Source organism: Pseudomonas sp. B21-040, assembly GCF_024748695.1.
Lineage (GTDB): Bacteria > Pseudomonadota > Gammaproteobacteria > Pseudomonadales > Pseudomonadaceae > Aquipseudomonas.
This window is the reverse complement of sequence record NZ_CP087176.1, coordinates 1,798,981-1,814,998: the sequence shown is the minus strand read 5'-3', so window position 1 is coordinate 1,814,998 and position 16,018 is coordinate 1,798,981. Positions and strand designations below refer to the sequence as shown.

General features: G+C 60.5%; 16 protein-coding genes and 1 riboswitch. Of the genes, 5 read left to right on the top strand and 11 right to left on the bottom strand.

All coding sequences use genetic code 11. From position 1 onward, the window contains the following. Positions 1-57: 57 nt before the first annotated feature. The 6 genes from LOY55_RS08200 to cobO are packed head-to-tail and all read right to left on the bottom strand — an operon-like array spanning position 58 to position 5,979. Entirely contained in the window at positions 58-1,509 is a 1,452-nt protein-coding gene (locus LOY55_RS08200) for a cobyric acid synthase (RefSeq protein WP_223524144.1), read from the bottom strand. After that, positions 1,506-2,498 carry a threonine-phosphate decarboxylase CobD gene (cobD, locus tag LOY55_RS08195; RefSeq protein ID WP_223524147.1) on the bottom strand — a complete coding sequence of 331 codons (993 nt, stop codon included), beginning with the start codon at positions 2,496-2,498 and terminating at the stop codon, positions 1,506-1,508. The genes LOY55_RS08200 and cobD overlap by 4 nt, the downstream gene beginning before the upstream one ends. After that, a complete protein-coding gene (cbiB, locus tag LOY55_RS08190; RefSeq protein ID WP_046032913.1) occupies positions 2,491-3,399 on the bottom strand; it encodes an adenosylcobinamide-phosphate synthase CbiB in 909 nt (302 codons plus the stop codon). Before cbiB ends, cobD begins: the two co-directional genes overlap by 8 nt. After that, on the bottom strand, positions 3,396-4,046 hold the full coding sequence (bluB, locus tag LOY55_RS08185; protein WP_109786446.1) for a 5,6-dimethylbenzimidazole synthase: 651 nt from the start codon (positions 4,044-4,046) through the stop codon (positions 3,396-3,398). The genes cbiB and bluB overlap by 4 nt, the downstream gene beginning before the upstream one ends. Continuing rightward, complete coding sequence (locus LOY55_RS08180) at positions 4,043-5,371, bottom strand: cobyrinate a,c-diamide synthase (protein ID WP_223524149.1); 1,329 nt, start codon at positions 5,369-5,371, stop codon at positions 4,043-4,045. Before LOY55_RS08180 ends, bluB begins: the two co-directional genes overlap by 4 nt. Then, on the bottom strand, positions 5,368-5,979 hold the full coding sequence (gene cobO / locus LOY55_RS08175) for a cob(I)yrinic acid a,c-diamide adenosyltransferase (RefSeq protein ID WP_027922439.1): 612 nt from the start codon (positions 5,977-5,979) through the stop codon (positions 5,368-5,370). Before cobO ends, LOY55_RS08180 begins: the two co-directional genes overlap by 4 nt. Before the next feature lie 80 nt (positions 5,980-6,059). Next, a riboswitch (cobalamin riboswitch) is annotated at positions 6,060-6,295 on the bottom strand. Between the two features lie 156 nt (positions 6,296-6,451). Between cobO and LOY55_RS08170 the strand changes: the two genes are divergently transcribed. Together LOY55_RS08170 and LOY55_RS08165 are read left to right on the top strand one after the other, a co-directional pair. Continuing rightward, positions 6,452-7,036 carry a hypothetical protein gene (locus LOY55_RS08170; protein WP_077430638.1) on the top strand — a complete coding sequence of 195 codons (585 nt, stop codon included), beginning with the start codon at positions 6,452-6,454 and terminating at the stop codon, positions 7,034-7,036. A 67-nt stretch (positions 7,037-7,103) separates the two neighbouring features. Then, positions 7,104-8,417 carry a sorbosone dehydrogenase family protein gene (locus LOY55_RS08165; RefSeq protein WP_258667864.1) on the top strand — a complete coding sequence of 438 codons (1,314 nt, stop codon included), beginning with the start codon at positions 7,104-7,106 and terminating at the stop codon, positions 8,415-8,417. 121 nt (positions 8,418-8,538) lie between these two features. Here the strand turns inward: LOY55_RS08165 and LOY55_RS08160 are convergent, their stop codons facing one another. From LOY55_RS08160 to LOY55_RS08140, 5 genes are all read right to left on the bottom strand, one after another. Next, a complete protein-coding gene (locus LOY55_RS08160) occupies positions 8,539-9,075 on the bottom strand; it encodes a C40 family peptidase (protein WP_046032908.1) in 537 nt (178 codons plus the stop codon). Between the two features lie 164 nt (positions 9,076-9,239). Next, positions 9,240-9,866: a C40 family peptidase gene (locus tag LOY55_RS08155; RefSeq protein ID WP_046032907.1), complete on the bottom strand. Its 627-nt coding sequence runs from the start codon at positions 9,864-9,866 to the stop codon at positions 9,240-9,242. Positions 9,867-10,080: 214 nt separating this feature from the next. Next, the gene (gene hda, locus LOY55_RS08150; protein ID WP_010456804.1) at positions 10,081-10,785 is read right to left on the bottom strand and encodes a DnaA regulatory inactivator Hda; all 705 of its coding nucleotides are present in this window, start codon (positions 10,783-10,785) and stop codon (positions 10,081-10,083) included. 236 nt (positions 10,786-11,021) lie between these two features. Then, positions 11,022-12,089 carry an AI-2E family transporter gene (locus LOY55_RS08145; RefSeq protein WP_046032906.1) on the bottom strand — a complete coding sequence of 356 codons (1,068 nt, stop codon included), beginning with the start codon at positions 12,087-12,089 and terminating at the stop codon, positions 11,022-11,024. Between the two features lie 38 nt (positions 12,090-12,127). Further along, positions 12,128-13,189: a DUF2066 domain-containing protein gene (locus tag LOY55_RS08140; protein ID WP_223524151.1), complete on the bottom strand. Its 1,062-nt coding sequence runs from the start codon at positions 13,187-13,189 to the stop codon at positions 12,128-12,130. A 372-nt stretch (positions 13,190-13,561) separates the two neighbouring features. Between LOY55_RS08140 and purM the strand changes: the two genes are divergently transcribed. Genes purM through LOY55_RS08125 form a run of 3 tightly spaced genes read left to right on the top strand, consistent with a single transcriptional unit; the run spans position 13,562 to position 15,992 of the window. Continuing rightward, the gene (purM, locus tag LOY55_RS08135; protein ID WP_008033526.1) at positions 13,562-14,620 is read left to right on the top strand and encodes a phosphoribosylformylglycinamidine cyclo-ligase; all 1,059 of its coding nucleotides are present in this window, start codon (positions 13,562-13,564) and stop codon (positions 14,618-14,620) included. After that, the gene (gene purN, locus LOY55_RS08130; RefSeq protein WP_046032904.1) at positions 14,620-15,270 is read left to right on the top strand and encodes a phosphoribosylglycinamide formyltransferase; all 651 of its coding nucleotides are present in this window, start codon (positions 14,620-14,622) and stop codon (positions 15,268-15,270) included. The genes purM and purN overlap by 1 nt, the downstream gene beginning before the upstream one ends. Positions 15,271-15,278: 8 nt before the next feature. Continuing rightward, positions 15,279-15,992, top strand: a complete 714-nt coding sequence (locus tag LOY55_RS08125) for a DUF3108 domain-containing protein (protein ID WP_046032903.1) — start codon at positions 15,279-15,281, stop codon at positions 15,990-15,992. The last annotated feature ends 26 nt before the right edge of the window (positions 15,993-16,018 follow it).

Genomic DNA, 16,018 nt, shown 5'->3' with positions numbered 1-16,018 from the left:
CCCTCCCACACAACCTGTGGGAGCGGGCTTGCCCGCGATGGCGGCCTCTAACTCAGCTCAAAACCCGCAGAGCTCTCGCAACAGCCCGGTATCCAGATGCTTCTCCACCAGATCCGCCAGCCGTTCGATATCGCGCTCGCGCAAGGCGTGGTAATCGACGTCCTGCACCTGCTGCAAACCGGCCCAACGCAACAACGCACCGCACGCTGCCGGCGATTCAAACAGGCCATGCAGGTAGGTGCCGAAAATCTGTCCATCGGCACTTTGCGCGCCATCGCAGCGACCATCGTCCAACTGCACGGCCGCGTTTTCCAACGCCGGCCCGGTGGTTACGCCCGCATGGATTTCATAGCCGCTGACCACTGCATCTTCCAGGGCCAGGCGACCGCGCACATTGCGCAATTGTTTCTCTTCTTCGAGTTGGGTCTGGAACGCCAGCAACCCCAGGCCAGCGCTGGAGCCCGGTGCGCCTTCAAGGCCCAGCGGGTCATGCACCTGTTCACCGAGCATTTGCAGTCCTCCGCAAATCCCCAGCACTTTACCGCCGTAACGCAGATGACGACGGATCGCCGTTTCCCAGCCATTGGCCCGCAGGTACGCGAGGTCGCTGCGTACGCTTTTCGAGCCCGGCAGGATGATCAGGTCGGCCGGTGGAATCGCCTGGCCGGGGCCGATGAATTGCAGGTCCACTTGCGGATGCAGGCGCAACGGATCGAAATCGGTGTGGTTGCTGATGCGCGGTAGCACCGGCACCACCACTTTGAGCACATGGTCAGCCTTGTCGGTCTGGCGCTGATCGATGCCGTCTTCAGCCTCCAGGTGCAAGTCCATCACGTAGGGCAGCACGCCGATCACCGGTTTGCCGGTGCGCGCTTCCAGCCAGTCCAACCCCGGCTGCAGCAAGGCGAGGTCGCCACGAAAACGGTTGATGATGAAACCTTTGACCCGCGCCTGTTCAGTCGGTGACAGCAGTTCCAGCGTGCCCACCAGATGCGCGAAAACCCCGCCGCGATTGATGTCGGCAATCAGCACCACCGGGCAATCCACCGCTTCGGCGAAGCCCATGTTGGCGATATCGCCGGCACGCAGATTGATCTCGGCCGGCGAGCCCGCGCCTTCGACCATCACCACCGGATACGCCGCACTCAAGCGTTCGTGAGAAGCCAGCACCGCTTGCATGGCGATGGTTTTGTAGTCGTGATAGGCGACCGCGTTCATCGTGGTGACGGCGCGACCATGGATGATCACTTGGGCGCCGGTGTCGCTGTTGGGTTTGAGCAGCACCGGGTTCATGTCGGTGTGGGGTTCGAGGTTGGCGGCCTGGGCTTGCACGGCTTGCGCGCGACCGATTTCGCCACCGTCAGCGGTCACCGCGCTATTGAGCGCCATGTTCTGCGGCTTGAACGGCACGACGCGCACGCCGTGGCGGGTCACCCAGCGACACAGCGCCGTCACCAGCGTGCTTTTACCGGCGTCGGACGTGGTGCCCTGCACCATCAACGTCGTCATTTTGTTTCCTTGGCGTAGGCTTCGAAGGCTTGCTTGAGGCGCGCCCAGTCCGCTTCGTCGGCGGGCAAGCCAAAACGCAGGCTGCTGTTGTGAGCAAACAACCGCAGCAAAATGCCCTGCCGCGCCATGAACTCATGCAGTTGCTCAGCCTGTTCGGTGATCAACCACTGAAACAAAGCGCATCCCCCCTGAGATTTAAAGCCCTGCTGTTCAAGCAGCCGCGCCAGACGCTCGCTGGCCTCCTCGCTGCGATGGCGCTGGCGGGCGTGCCCTTCGGTGTCCAGCAAACACGCTCGGCCAATCACCCGGGTTGGTCCACTGACGGCCCAGGGCCCGACTTGCTCGGCGAGCAATTTGAGCAACTTGCGTTCTGCCAGCACAAACCCCAGCCGCACACCGGCCAGACCAAAAAACTTGCCGAATGAACGCAACACGATCAAGCCAACCTGATGAGTAAACGGTGCCAGGCTCAGCTGCGGCGTGTTGTCCATGAACGCTTCGTCCACCACCAGCCAACCACCGCGCGACGCCAGTCGAGTGTGCCAGTCGAGCAGACGGCCTGGCGTCAGGCTCAGGCCAGTCGGGTTGTTGGGGTTGACCACTACCAGCACGTCAAGGCTGTCGAGAAAGAAGTCGACTTCCTGCTCCAGCACTTCGCGCACGATATAGCCGCAGCGCCGCCAGGCTTCGGCGTGCTCGGCGTAACACGGCGACAGCACCCCGACCTTACCGGCACGGCGCAAACGCGGCAGCAGTTGGATAGCCATTTGCGAACCAGCCACCGGCAGCGCGTGCGCTGCACTGTAATAGTCGCAGGCCGCCTGCTCCAGGCCGTCATCGTTTTCCGGTAAACGGGCCCAGGCGCGCGGCTCGATATCCGGGATCGGAAAAGGCCACGGCGCCAGACCGGTGGACAGGTCGAGCCAATCGGTTTCCGCGATGCCGTATTCGAGCGCCGCCTTGCGCAACCGGCCGCCGTGCTCAAGCATAGAATTCAGCCCCCACGCAGAGAATCAGTAACCACAACCATACCCCGCGCTGGACCAATTGCCAGCCACGGTCAATGGAGTCGGCATCCGCCGGCACACCTTCGCCCAGTTGCGGACGCTGATGCAGTTCACCGTGATAAATCGCCGCTCCGCCCAACTCGACACCCAATGCACCAGCACCCGCCGCCATGACCGGGCCGGCATTCGGGCTGTCCCAGGTAGGGCCTTGCGTGCGCCAGCATTTCAACGCCAGACGGGTTTTACCCAGCAGCGCGTAGGTCAACGCCACCAGACGTGCCGGAATGTAGTTGAGGATGTCGTCGATCTTCGCCGCCGCCCAGCCGAATCGTTCAAAGCGTTCATTGCGATAACCCCACATCGCGTCCAGCGTATTGCTCAAACGGTAGAGCACCACGCCCGGTGCGCCGGCCACGGCAAACCAGAACAACGCGGCGAACACCGCATCGCTGCCGTTCTCCAGCACCGATTCGGTGGCCGCGCGGGCGACTTCAGTCTTATCCAGTTCACTGGTCTGGCGGCTGACCAGATACCCGACACGCTTGCGCGCCTCTTCCAGATCATCACTGCGCAGCGCTTTGGCCACCGGCTCGACGTGTTCACCGAGGCTGCGCAGACCAAGGGCACAATACAACGCAAGAATCTCGACGACCCAGCCAATATAAGGCGCCCAGGACAATGCCGTCGCCAGCAAGGTCAGCGGCAACACAGCCATCACCCACGCCGTGACGCCATGACTGCGCCAGCCGCGCCCGGCGGAATTGAAACGTTGCTCGATGCGATCGGCAAAACGACCGAACGCCACCAGCGGATGCCAGCGTTTGGGTTCACCCAGCAGCGCGTCCAGCGCAACCGCGGCGACACTCAATAACGCCACACTCATTGACTCACTCCCCAATAATTTTCATACAGCAACTCACTCAGCGGACGCGCTTGCGCCCAACCTTCGAGTACCAGCATCGGCGCCGGATAGAATTCCTTGACCGGCCCCAGACAAAGAACCGCCAGCGGCTTGGCCCCGGCCGGCAGACCCAGCAGGTCCGCCAGCGCTTGCGGCTCGAACAGCGACACCCAGCCCATGCCCAGACCTTCCGCGCGCGAAGCCAGCCATAAGTTCTGGATGGCGCAGGACAGCGAGGCCATGTCCATTTCCGGCAAGGTGCGACGCCCGAAGATGTGGCGCTCGCGATCGTCCATCAGCGCGGCGACCAGCACTTCGGCACAGTCATTGATGCCTTCGACCTTGAGCTTCATGAATTCGTCGGTGCGCTCGCCGAGGGCTTCGGCGGTGCGCACGCGCTCTTCTTCCACCAGCAACTGGATCTTGTCGCGCACGTCTCGGTCGCTGATGCGGATGAAACGCCAGGGCTGCATCAGGCCGACACTAGGGGCCTGATGCGCCGCTTCGAGCAGGCGTCGCAGCAGCTCGGGCTCGACCGTGCCGCCACTGAAGTGACGCATGTCGCGGCGTTCGCCGATGGCGCGATAGACCGCTGCGCGTTCGGCATCTGAAAAAGCGTTGTCGCTCATGGCCGCTTCGCGAGCAAGTCGGCCTCAAGGTCCGGCGCAAACAGCGCGGCAATGGCCGATGGATTGGATGGAAAATAGAAGTGCACGTACGACGCGGTCATCCGCCCCTCACGATAAACCGCCTCGGCGCCGCGACCGCCGTTCGGACTGAGGCCGCGCGCGATAGGGTCAAGCTCGGTGCTGGTCAGGGAGTGGTGATACGTGTGGCCGCGCAGCGAACCTTCCGGCAGCTCGACCGCTTGCAAAGCCAACGCGGCCAGACGCTTTTGCATCACCGCGTCCCCTTTCAACAAACCGACCAGCTCTGCACGAGTGCCCTCGACATCGGTCAACGAGTCGAGCAAGTACAGCATGCCGCCGCACTCGGCCAACAACGGTTTACCGGCCGCATGGTGCGCACGGATTGCGTTGAGCATCGGGGTGTTCTGTGACAGTGCGACATGATGCAATTCGGGATAACCGCCCGGCAGGTAGAGGCTGTCGGCGTCCGGTAATTGGCGGTCGCGGATCGGCGAGAAGAACGACAGCTCGGCGCCCATGACTCGCAGCAAATCCAGGCTCGCGCCGTAAGTGAAGGCGAACGCTTCGTCACGGGCTACCGCAATGCGCACGCCCGCGAGCAACGGCTCGGCAACAATCACATCCGGGGCGGCAAACTCTACCGCCGGCGGCAATGCCACTTCACAGCTGCTGGCCAGCGCATCGGCTGCCGCGTCGAGACGCAAGTCCAAATCATTCAACTCGCTGGCCTGCACCAGCCCCAGATGACGGCTCGGCAACTCGATCCCGGTTTCCCGCGACAACGCACCGTACCAACGCAAGCCTTCGGTCAGGCTGCCTTCAAGCAATTGCGCATGGCGCAGCGTGCCCACGCGGTTGGCCAATACACCGGCAAACGGCAAATCCGCTTGATAGCGCGCCAGCCCTAACGCCAGTGCACCGAAGGTCTGCGCCATGGCAGTGCCGTCGATCACCGCGAGCACCGGCACTCCGAAGTGCCGCGCCAGGTCGGCGCTGGACGGCGTGCCGTCGAACAGCCCCATGACACCTTCGATCAGGATCAAGTCGGCTTCAGCAGCGGCTTCCCACAGCAGTCGCCGACTTTCCTGCTCGCCGACCATCCACATGTCCAATTGATACACCGGCGCACCGCTGGCGCGCTCGAGGATCATCGGGTCAAGAAAGTCCGGACCGCATTTGAACACACGCACCTTGCGCCCCTGATTGCGATGCAAACGGGCCAGCGCGGCAGTGACGGTGGTCTTGCCCTGACCGGAAGCCGGGGCGGCAATCAGTACCGCCGGGCAACAACGTGGCTGATTCACAGCTCGACGCCTTTTTGCGCTTTGATCCCGGCCTGGAACGCGTGCTTGATCACACCCATTTCGGTGACGGTGTCGGCCAGTTCGATCATTTCCGGCTTGGCACCGCGACCGGTGACCACCACGTGTTGCATCGGAGGACGGGCCTGCAAGTCGCTGAGCACTTGATCGAGATCGAGATAACCGTGCTTGAGCGCGATGTTCAGCTCATCCAGCACCACCAGACCAATGGACGGATCGCTGAGCAATTCGCGGGACACCGCCCAGGCAGCTTCGGCGGCGGCAATGTCACGCTGGCGGTCCTGGGTTTCCCAGGTAAAGCCTTCGCCCATGACATGGAAACGCACTTGCTCCGGGAAGCGTCGGAAGAACAGCTCCTCGCCGGTGCTGTTGCGCCCCTTGATGAATTGCACCACGCCGCACTGCATGCCGTGCCCCATGGACCGGGCAAGCATGCCGAATGCCGAACTGCTCTTGCCTTTGCCATTGCCGGTCAGCACCAGCAACAAACCGCACTCGTTGGGAGAATTGGCAATGCGTTCGTCGATCACGGCTTTTTTTCGCTGCATGCGCGCCAAATGGCGTTCGTCACGATCAGGGGTATCGGTCATGGGGGAGCTCTCCGTTGAGGCTGGATAACGGCGGGCGGGCACAAGAATAGACGGCAAGAAGCCTGGCATCGCCCACCGTGATGCCGCTGGATGAATCAGGCCGGTCTCCGGGCTCATGAGCGGCGTGATGCCGGACTGCGCGCCTTCCCATGTCGACAATAGACACAGTGGCTCAAGGCGCAGTTTTCACTCATTTACCGTTGCGGGGGCAGCGCCGGGATCGTGACGTTTCGTCGTTTTACGATAGTCACTCACCGGCTTCCCTGTTTCACTCTGTCGGCCACTGCCACAGAGCACCTGAAACAAGCCGCGAAGGTTAGAGGGTTGGGGGTGGAGCGTCAAATGAAGACAAAGCTGCGGCGAGCGATATACTGCCGCCGATCAATTTACTGACGCCAATCTTGCACCACACTGTCAGCAGTGATATCAAAGCGCCACAAAACCCAACAACACAATTACAAGGGTGAGCAACATGCAAGGCATGATCATCAGCAATCCGAAGCTGGAATTCCTGCGGCCGGTGCTGGAGCGCTGGTTTGACTGTATCGACCGCTACAACACGGTGCGCGGTGATAACGACTCGCCTTATTGGCACGATGAAAAAGCCAACCTCGGCCTGCTCTCCGCAGCAGCCTGGATGGCGGAAATGGTCACGCTGCCAAACACGTCGACGCGCAAACAGAACGAAGAAGGCGAGCGCAACGCCCGCGCCGATCTGTTTATCGCAACCGCCGAAGAGCGCGCCTACCTTCAGGCCACTCAACGCTGGCCCAAGGTCAACAGCCTGAACCTGACGCAGGCACTGCAGGACATCACCAGCGATGCCAAACGAATCAGCTACGCCAGCGACCTGAAACTTGGTTGCCTGTTCGTTGCCCCGCAAAAAGCCCAGCAAAGCGCCACCCCTGAAGAACTTCAGGACATGGTCGACGATCTGCAAAAAGAACACTGCTGTGCCGTCGCCTGGTATTTCCCCTACGCCTATCGCAAGTTGCGCAACGAAGCCGGCAACTATCACCCAGGCGTTGCCGTGTTGTTCAAGGAAGCCCGCGGCTAATCGACGGAACCATCGCACGCTGAAGCTTCTCTATGATTAAGTCAGAGCAATCATAGGGAAGACCAGCATGCGCAAGTCCCCGCTCGCTATCGTCATAGTGCTCGCCGGAGGGCTTGCCGCCTGTGGTGAGACCTCCATACTGCAAGTCTCCGACGGCACCGGCCCGTCACCCAAGCTGCCTGAACCCAACAAAACCCTGATCCCGACGGTGAATATCGCCCCGGCGATCGGCTGGCCGAAGGGCGCGAAACCTACTGCCGCTGCCGGCACTCAAGTGGCCGCCTTCGCCGAAGGCCTCGATCACCCGCGCTGGCTCTACGTGCTACCCAACGGCGACGTGCTGGTAGCCGAAACCAGCGCGCCACCCAAACCCGATGACGGCAAAGGCATTCGTGGCTGGGTCATGGGCAAAGCCATGGGCCGTGCCGGCGCCAAAGTACCGAGCCCGAACCGCATCACCCTGCTGCGTGACAAGGACCACGACGGCGTCGCCGAAACCCGCACGGTGTTCCTGGAAAACCTCAATTCGCCCTTCGGCATGACGCTGGTCGGCAATGACCTGTACGTGGCCGACACCGACCGTTTGCTGCGCTTTCACTATAAAAACGGTGATACCGCGATCAAGTCACCGCCGACCAAGGTGGTCGATCTGCCGGGAGGCACTCTGAATCATCACTGGACCAAAAACGTCATCGCCAGCAAGGACGGCCGCAAGCTGTACGTCACGGTGGGCTCCAACAGCAACGTCGGTGAAAACGGCCTGGATCAAGAGGAAGGTCGCGCAGCGATCTGGGAAGTGGACCGCGCCACCGGCAACCACCGGATATTCGCTTCAGGCATTCGCAATCCAAACGGGTTGGCCTGGGAGCCCCGCAGTGGCGCACTGTGGACGGCGGTCAATGAGCGGGACGAAATCGGCAGCGACCTGGTGCCGGACTACATCACCTCGGTCAAGGATGGCGGGTTCTACGGCTGGCCGTTCAGCGACTACGGTCAACATGTCGACATTCGTGTCGAGCCACAAAACCCGGACCTGGTGGCCAAGGCCATTGCGCCGGACTACGCAGTGGGTCCGCACACGGCATCGCTGGGGTTGACGTTCGCCGAAGGCACCAGCCTGCCCGCGCAATTCAAGGAAGGCGCCTTTATCGGCCAGCACGGCTCGTGGAACCGCAAACCGCACAGCGGCTACAAAGTGATCTTCGTGCCATTCGCAGGCGGCAAACCGACCGGGAAACCGGTCGATGTACTGACCGATTTTCTCAATAAAGACGAAGAGGCCATGGGTCGGCCGGTAGGCGTCGTGATCGACCAGCAGGGTGGCTTGCTGGTGGCGGATGATGTCGGGAACAAGGTGTGGCGCGTGTCAGCCGCTAAGTAACCGCCCCCCAACCCCCTGTAGGAGTGAGCCTGCTCGCGATAGCGTTGGGACAGTCACATCGATATTGACTGACCCAACGCTATCGCGAGCAGGCTCACTCCTACACGGGGCAGCAGCGTGACTAGGGATTGCGCGCCAAGTGCTCGGGTTGCAGAACGCGCTTGGCGCTCAGGTAAGCCCGTTGCCAATAGGCTTTGGACAAGCTGTCGAGCTTCACCGTGCCGCCCGTGGCGGGTGCATGAACGAAGCGGCCCTCGCCCACGTAAATCCCGGCATGGCTCACCTGAGAACCGCCATTGGTAGCGAAGAAGATGAGATCACCGGTTTGCAGACCTTCCTTGCCCACATTGGCGGCTTGCATGCTGATCATCTCGTGCGTGGTACGCGGCAGGGAAATGCCGGCGGCATCACGATAGACAAAGCCGATTAACCCACTGCAATCAAAACCGGAGTCCGGCGTATTGCCGCCCCAACGGTAAGGCGTGCCCACCAGGCCCAACGCGCGAAAGAGCACCTCTTCTGCTTCAGGGGAAGATGCCTGGGAGGAACCAAAGACGATCGGCGCGCGATTCACCGGCGCAGGAGGCGGTGTGCGGCTGGCGCAGGCGCTGAGCAGCGCTGCGAAGAACATGAGTGCAAGGCGGGCCGACATCGTCATAAGCAGAGCATCCTGATCTGGCTGCGGCTTTTTCCTGCTGGGAGTGCAGAAAAGAAAACCGCCTGCGCGTGACGCAGGCGGTTTGCCATCATTAAGATCAGAATTCTAGCGCCTACGCAGCAAACTTCAAGTAAGACTTTAACTTCGCCTTACAACTTGTACGTTTACTTGCGAGCGGTGACCACTGTCGGTGCCATCGCGAGGGCGCGCTTGGCTTCGATAAAGGTCTTGCTCCAGTAGCTGTCACCCAGGCTGTCGACCCGGACGCCACCGCTTTTGCGGCTGCTGGAGTGGATGAACTGGTTGTCACCCAGGTAGATCCCGGCGTGACTGACGCGACCACGACGACCATTGGTCGCGAAGAACAGCAGATCGCCTGGCTTCAGCGCGCTGCGAGCCACCAGAGGAGCGTCCACGTTGATCATTTCGCGAGTAGAACGAGGCAGGTTCATGCCCGCTTCCTCACGGAACAGGTAACCGATGAAGCCGCTGCAATCAAAACCGGCTTCAGAAGTGCCGCCGAAACGGTAACGGGTACCGATCAGGGACATGCCACGCTCAAGAATGCTGTCGGCCAGAACCGGTAGCTGGTAGGCCTTGCCGTCGGCAAAGTCGGCCAGTTCTTTATCGGTGGCCAGTTCTTCCTGGAAAAGAACGGAAGAAGATTGTGCGGTAACTGAATTTTTAGCCTGCTGTTGTTGCTCTTGCTGGGACACTGGAGAGTGAGCAGCGCAACCGAACAACAGGGTGACGAGTGCGAGAGGCACGAGGGGTGCGAAGCGCTTTAGCATGGGCACGACCGTGGCTGATAGTTGTAAAGAAGTCGAGACTATGCCCGCTATCATCCTCATTTGCAAATTCAATCGAACTTTATGTGACTTATCGGTTTCTCGTTAACATCTAAGCGCTTAAGCCCATTTTAAACGCTTGCGCAGCCTGCAGCTCTGTAGGAAAGCGGATTTCCTGGCGCCTGAAATATGCCGAAACCCCTGCCAGGCTTTGGTTTTACCAGCCCAGCGTTTCCTTCAGGAAGGGGATTGTCAGCTTGCGCTGAGCTTGAAGAGAGGCCTGATCGAGACGTTCAAGCAGCTCGAAAAGCGCACTCATGCTGCGAGTACCGCGAGTCAAAATAAAATGGCCGACTTCATCGGTCAGGTGTAGGCCGCGACGCGACGCACGCAATTGCAAGGCGCGCAATTTGTCTTCGTCGGAGAGTGGACGCATCTGAAAGATCAGCGCCAGGGTCAAGCGGGACTTCAAGTCTGCCAGCTTCACCGGCAGTTCACGCGGGGATGTCGACGCGGCGATCAGCAAGCGCCGACCACTGTCACGCAACCGATTGAACAGATGGAACAGCGCCTCTTCCCAATCCGCCCGGCCGGCAACCGCCTGCAAATCATCCAGGCAGACCAGTTCGTATTGTTCGAGGTTATCGAGAATCGAGATGCCACGATCCAGCAGCTCGGCCAACGGCAGGTACACCGCCGGCTCCCCCAACTGCTCGAAGCGCAGGCAGGCCGCCTGCAACAAATGCGTACGCCCTACCCCGTCCTTGCCCCAGAGATAAATCAGGCTTTCGGTCCAGCCGGCGTCGGCTTCGCATAGCCGCTCGACATAGCCGAGTGCTGCGGCATTGGCGCCAGGGTAGTAATTGATAAAGGTAGCGTCATCACGCAGACGCACACCTAGGGGCAGCTGAATCGGTTTCATGCTGACTGAACAGTTCCAAAGGAACCGTTAGTGGCCTCTGTGTAAAGTTTGCGAAGTTTATACCCGTGACGCTGGTCGCACAATGCGACAGACCACAAGCAAAATCAAAGGTTTGCGTTGACGCACCGGTTTTATGACAGTTTCTTTGACAGCACCGGCCTCTGGCACACCCGGGATGCAGGCCGACCTGGCACGAAAACAGGCCGACCTCTGTGAACCGTCGACAACCGTTGCAATCAAGGTTTGTCGACACCACCGTACATATCTGAATCCCTATACAAATCTTGTACATGGCGCACCAGCACCATGATCACCGCCGCCACCGGCAGTGCCAGCAACACGCCGGTAAAACCGAACAATTCTCCCCCTGCCAGAATCGCGAAGATCACCGCCACCGGATGCAGGCCAATCCGGTCGCCAACCAGCAATGGCGTCAGCACCATACCCTCCAGCGCCTGCCCGACCATAAACACCGCGACGATCCCCAGCATGGGATACAGTTCGCCGCCGAACTGAAACAGACCGGCAATCAACGCCGCGCCAATCCCGATGACAAACCCCATGTACGGCACGATCGCGGCCAGACCGGCAATCAGGCCGATCAGCAGCCCCAACTCCAGCCCCACCAGCATCAGGCCCGACGCGTAGATCACGCCCAAAGCCACCATCACCAGCAATTGCCCACGCACGAACGCACCGAGCACTTCGTGACATTCACCGGCGAGCTCGACGACGCGCTCTTCACGATCGCGCGGCAGCAGGCTGCGGATTTTTGCCATCATCAGGTCCCAGTCCCGCAGCAGGTAAAAACTTACCACCGGGATCAACACCAGATTGGCCAACCAGCCAATCAATGCAAGACCGGACGCTGTGGCCTGGCTCAACACCACACCGACAATATCGCTGGTCTGCCCCATGTGTTCACTGATCGCGGCCTTGAGCTTGTCGAATTTCCAGAACCCCTCCGACAACCCGAACTTCGACTGCGCCCACGGCAATGCGGTGTGCTGCAGCCAGTCGAGCATTTGCGGCGCCAGCTCATACAAACGAAACAACTGCCTGGCCAGCAGCGGCACCAACACCAGCAGCAGCGTGGTGAAAATCAGGGTGAACAGTGCGAACACCGCCACCACGCCCCACGTCCTTGAAAGTCCGGCTTTCTCCAGCCGATCCACCAGCGGATCGAACAGATAGGCCAGCAGCAACGCCACCAGGAAAGGTGTCAGGATCGGATGCAACAGCCAGATAAACGCGCAGAGCAGAACCACTCCACCCAACCAGAACCAACGCCGCGTATCGGCCATGTACCACTCCATATGCATCTATATAAAGAAAGAAAACCTTACCAACGGAAGCGCAATTGCGGCACCGGTGCCGGCGCTGGGGCCACGGCAGGCGTCGCACCCTGCGCCACGGGCTGAACCGGCGCAACGGGCGCGGGCACTTCACCGGCGGGCATTTCCTGCAACTTCGCCAGCGACAACTGCGAGCGCAATTGCTCGGCGCTGCCGTTAACCCGATAAAGAATGCGATCACCGTCAACACTTTGCAGACGCGCGCCAAAAGGGTCGAGCAATCGCCCCAGCGCCGCATAGCGCTCCAGGTTCATGCCCTGCACTTCCAGCAATTGCTCGCCAGAAGCGCCCGGCTTGACAACAAACCGTGGCGCCAGTCGCTCGCTGACCGCCAGCATCACAGCGTCAGCCACAGCGGCCTGATCCGCGCCCTGTACGTTGCCCGCTTCCTTCTTGTCGCCCATCCACAAATTCCATTTGGCCTGCCACTGGCCGCCCTCTTCGCGGGCATGCACGGCGAGCAAGGCGTCAGCGTTGTAACGTTCCGAGACCCCGCGCAGTGGCGTTGCGTCGGTGCCTTCCAGGTTGGGCGCCGTAGCGACCAGTTGCTCACTCAGGTCCGCCAGCGGCAAACGCAGCGGCAAACCACGGTGCTGCGCCGCTCGACGCAACGGTGTAGCGGCGGCCTGGCCATCGCCCACCAAACTTGAACCCTCGGTGGCATCGTTCAACCACCAACCGAGGATCGACGGTCGATTGGCACCCCACAACGACAACCCGGCACGACGCAATGCTTGCTCGGTAGTGTTCGGATCAAAATCGACCTTCAGTACTTCTGGAGGGCCCGCGTCAAAACCAAATTGGCTGATGATTTGCTGCGGATCTTTGCGCAGGGCTGCCAACCCCGGACTCTGCACCGCCTTGGGATCGCCGGTCAGACGCAACACCAGCGTGTCCAGCGCCCGCTGGATCGCTTGATCACGCTCCGCGGGCGCCTGACTGGTGACAGGCTCGCGCACCTGATAAAGGCCTTTCACGTTTTCGGCATGACTCGTGAGGCTGATCAGGGAAAAACAGCTCAAACACAACAATTTAGAAAAAAAACGCATGGAAGATTCCTGACGACAAGAGCGGCTGGAACAGACCGCATGAAGACGATCGAACAGGGCTGTGACCACTTCCCTGTGCAAAACATTCACACGGCCGCGATAAGTTTTCGCACTGTCATAACGATAGACGGTTAATCGCGTTACCTTATACAGCCCACTAACACGCTCAATATCAATTTTTTTAATAGGATATGCCCCTGCCGTCGGCGTGAGGATGGCCGCTGCCCCTCAAGCCTGATAAAATCGCGCGCCTTCGCAGACCGGCAACAGCCGGGCACATCGAATTTCGCGTGAGGCAATCGCCCCCGTCGATTTCGGCGTCCCCCGCTGGACTCGGTCGTTACCCCTGAATCCCCCCTAAAGGCCTGGATCATGAGCAAGCAACCCTCCCTGAGCTACAAGGACGCCGGTGTAGACATCGACGCCGGTGAAGCATTGGTCGAACGCATCAAGAGCGTCGCCAAGCGCACTGCGCGCCCGGAAGTCATGGGCGGCCTGGGCGGTTTCGGCGCCCTCTGCGAAATCCCGGCTGGCTACAAGCAGCCTGTGCTGGTTTCCGGCACCGACGGCGTGGGCACCAAGCTGCGCCTGGCCCTGAACCTGAACAAGCACGACAGCATCGGCATCGACCTGGTGGCCATGTGCGTGAACGACCTGGTGGTCTGCGGCGCCGAGCCACTGTTCTTCCTCGACTACTACGCTACCGGCAAACTCAACGTCGAAACCGCGACCCAGGTCGTCACCGGCATCGGTGCTGGCTGCGAACTGTCCGGTTGCTCCCTGGTTGGCGGCGAAACCGCTGAAATGCCGGGCATGTACGAAGGCGAAGACTACGACCTGGCCGGTTTCTGCGTCGGCGTCGTGGAAAAATCCGAGATCATCGACGGTTCCAAAGTCGCAGCCGGCGACGCCCTGCTCGCCCTGCCGTCTTCCGGCCCGCACTCCAACGGCTACTCGCTGATCCGCAAGATCATCGAAGTGTCGGGTGCCGACATCGAAAACATCCAGCTCGACGGCAAACCGCTGACCGACCTGCTGATGGCCCCGACCCGTATCTACGTGAAGCCGCTGCTCAAGCTGATCAAGGAAACCGGTGCTGTCAAAGCCATGGCCCACATCACCGGTGGCGGCCTGCTGGACAACATCCCGCGCGTTCTGCCAAAAGGCGCACAAGCCGTGGTTGACGTGGCGAGCTGGAACCGCCCAGCCGTGTTCGACTGGCTGCAAGAGAAAGGCAACGTCGACGAAAACGAAATGCACCGCGTGCTGAACTGCGGCGTGGGCATGGTCATCTGCGTCGCTCAAGAGCACGTTGAAACCGCGCTGAACGTTTTGCGTGAAGCCGGCGAGCAGCCTTGGGTCATCGGTCAGATCGCCACCGCTGCCGAAGGCGCGGCCCAGGTTGAACTGAAGAACCTCAAGGCTCACTGATGTCAAAGACCTGTGATGTCGTGGTGCTGCTCTCCGGCACCGGCAGTAACTTGCAGGCCTTGATCGACAGCACGCGGACCGGCGACAGCCCGGTCCGCATTGCTGCGGTGATTTCCAACCGCGCCGATGCCTATGGCCTGCAGCGCGCCAAGGACGCGGGTATCGACACCCGCGCCCTGGATCACAAGGCTTTCGAAGGCCGCGAGGCCTTCGATGCCGCGCTGATCGAGCTGATTGACGCCTTCAATCCCAAACTCGTGGTACTGGCCGGTTTCATGCGCATTCTCAGCGCTGACTTCGTGCGCCACTATGCGGGTCGCCTGTTGAATATCCACCCGTCGCTGCTGCCCAAATACAAAGGGTTACACACTCATCAGCGCGCGCTGGAGGCCGGCGATACCGAGCACGGCTGCTCCGTGCACTTCGTCACCGAGGAACTCGATGGCGGACCACTGGTCGTACAGGCAGTAATACCGGTAGAGTTGCACGATTCGCCGCAAAGCCTGGCGCAGCGAGTCCACGTTCAGGAACACCTGATCTACCCGTTGGCAGTACGCTGGTTTGCCGAAGGTCGCTTAGCACTCAGCGAACAAGGTGCTTTACTGGATGGGAAGTTACTCGCGGCCAGCGGCCACTTGATTCGAACTTAGGAGATATTATGCGTCGCGCCCTGCTCTTCGCTTGCGCTCTGTTTGCCCTGCCCCTGGCACAGGCTTCGGAACTTCAACCTTTCTCCGCCAGCTACACCGCCGACTGGAAGCAGTTGCCCATGAGTGGCACGGCTGAACGCAACCTGACCAAGGAAGCCAACGGCGTCTGGAAACTCAGCTTCAAGGCGTCGATGATGATCGCCAGCCTGACTGAAGAAAGCACCCTGACCGTCGACAAGGAAACTCTGCTACCTCAGACCTACCACTTTGAACGTGGCGGCCTGGGCAAAGCCAAGAAGTCTGATCTGGATTTCGACTGGGCCACCAAAATGGTCACCGGCACTGATCGCGGTGACGCAGTCAAGGTCCCGCTGAACCCTGGCATGGTCGATAAATCCACTTACCAGTTGGCCTTGCAGCACGATGTCGCCGCCGGCAAGAAAAGCATGAGCTATCAGGTAGTCGATGGCAACGAAGTCGACACCTATGATTTCCGCGTGCTGGGCTCTGAAAAAGTAGACACCAAGGCTGGCAAGATCGATGCAATCAAGGTCGAGCGTGTGCGCGACCCGACACAAAACAAGCGCATCACCGTCCTGTGGTTTGCCAAGGACTGGGATTACCTGCTGGTCCGTCTGCAACAAGTTGAAACCGACGGCAAGGAGTACAACATCATGCTCCTCGACGGCACGGTCAACGGCAAATCGGTCAAGGGTAGCTAATCCAGGATCGACAAGAAAATCCGGAA

Bases quoted from the DNA above. Each gene is read 5' to 3' on its own strand.
- LOY55_RS08200 (WP_223524144.1), bottom strand. From the start codon at position 1,509: ATGACGACGTTGATGGTGCAGGGCACCACGTCCGACGCCGGTAAAAGC.
- cobD (WP_223524147.1), bottom strand. From the start codon at position 2,498: ATGCTTGAGCACGGCGGCCGGTTGCGCAAGGCGGCGCTCGAATACGGC.
- cbiB (WP_046032913.1), bottom strand. From the start codon at position 3,399: ATGAGTGTGGCGTTATTGAGTGTCGCCGCGGTTGCGCTGGACGCGCTG.
- bluB (WP_109786446.1), bottom strand. From the start codon at position 4,046: ATGAGCGACAACGCTTTTTCAGATGCCGAACGCGCAGCGGTCTATCGC.
- cobO (WP_027922439.1), bottom strand. From the start codon at position 5,979: ATGACCGATACCCCTGATCGTGACGAACGCCATTTGGCGCGCATGCAG.
- LOY55_RS08170 (WP_077430638.1), top strand. From the start codon at position 6,452: ATGCAAGGCATGATCATCAGCAATCCGAAGCTGGAATTCCTGCGGCCG.
- LOY55_RS08165 (WP_258667864.1), top strand. From the start codon at position 7,104: ATGCGCAAGTCCCCGCTCGCTATCGTCATAGTGCTCGCCGGAGGGCTT.
- LOY55_RS08160 (WP_046032908.1), bottom strand. From the start codon at position 9,075: ATGACGATGTCGGCCCGCCTTGCACTCATGTTCTTCGCAGCGCTGCTC.
- LOY55_RS08155 (WP_046032907.1), bottom strand. From the start codon at position 9,866: ATGCTAAAGCGCTTCGCACCCCTCGTGCCTCTCGCACTCGTCACCCTG.
- hda (WP_010456804.1), bottom strand. From the start codon at position 10,785: ATGAAACCGATTCAGCTGCCCCTAGGTGTGCGTCTGCGTGATGACGCT.
- LOY55_RS08145 (WP_046032906.1), bottom strand. From the start codon at position 12,089: ATGGCCGATACGCGGCGTTGGTTCTGGTTGGGTGGAGTGGTTCTGCTC.
- LOY55_RS08140 (WP_223524151.1), bottom strand. From the start codon at position 13,189: ATGCGTTTTTTTTCTAAATTGTTGTGTTTGAGCTGTTTTTCCCTGATC.
- purM (WP_008033526.1), top strand. From the start codon at position 13,562: ATGAGCAAGCAACCCTCCCTGAGCTACAAGGACGCCGGTGTAGACATC.
- purN (WP_046032904.1), top strand. From the start codon at position 14,620: ATGTCAAAGACCTGTGATGTCGTGGTGCTGCTCTCCGGCACCGGCAGT.
- LOY55_RS08125 (WP_046032903.1), top strand. From the start codon at position 15,279: ATGCGTCGCGCCCTGCTCTTCGCTTGCGCTCTGTTTGCCCTGCCCCTG.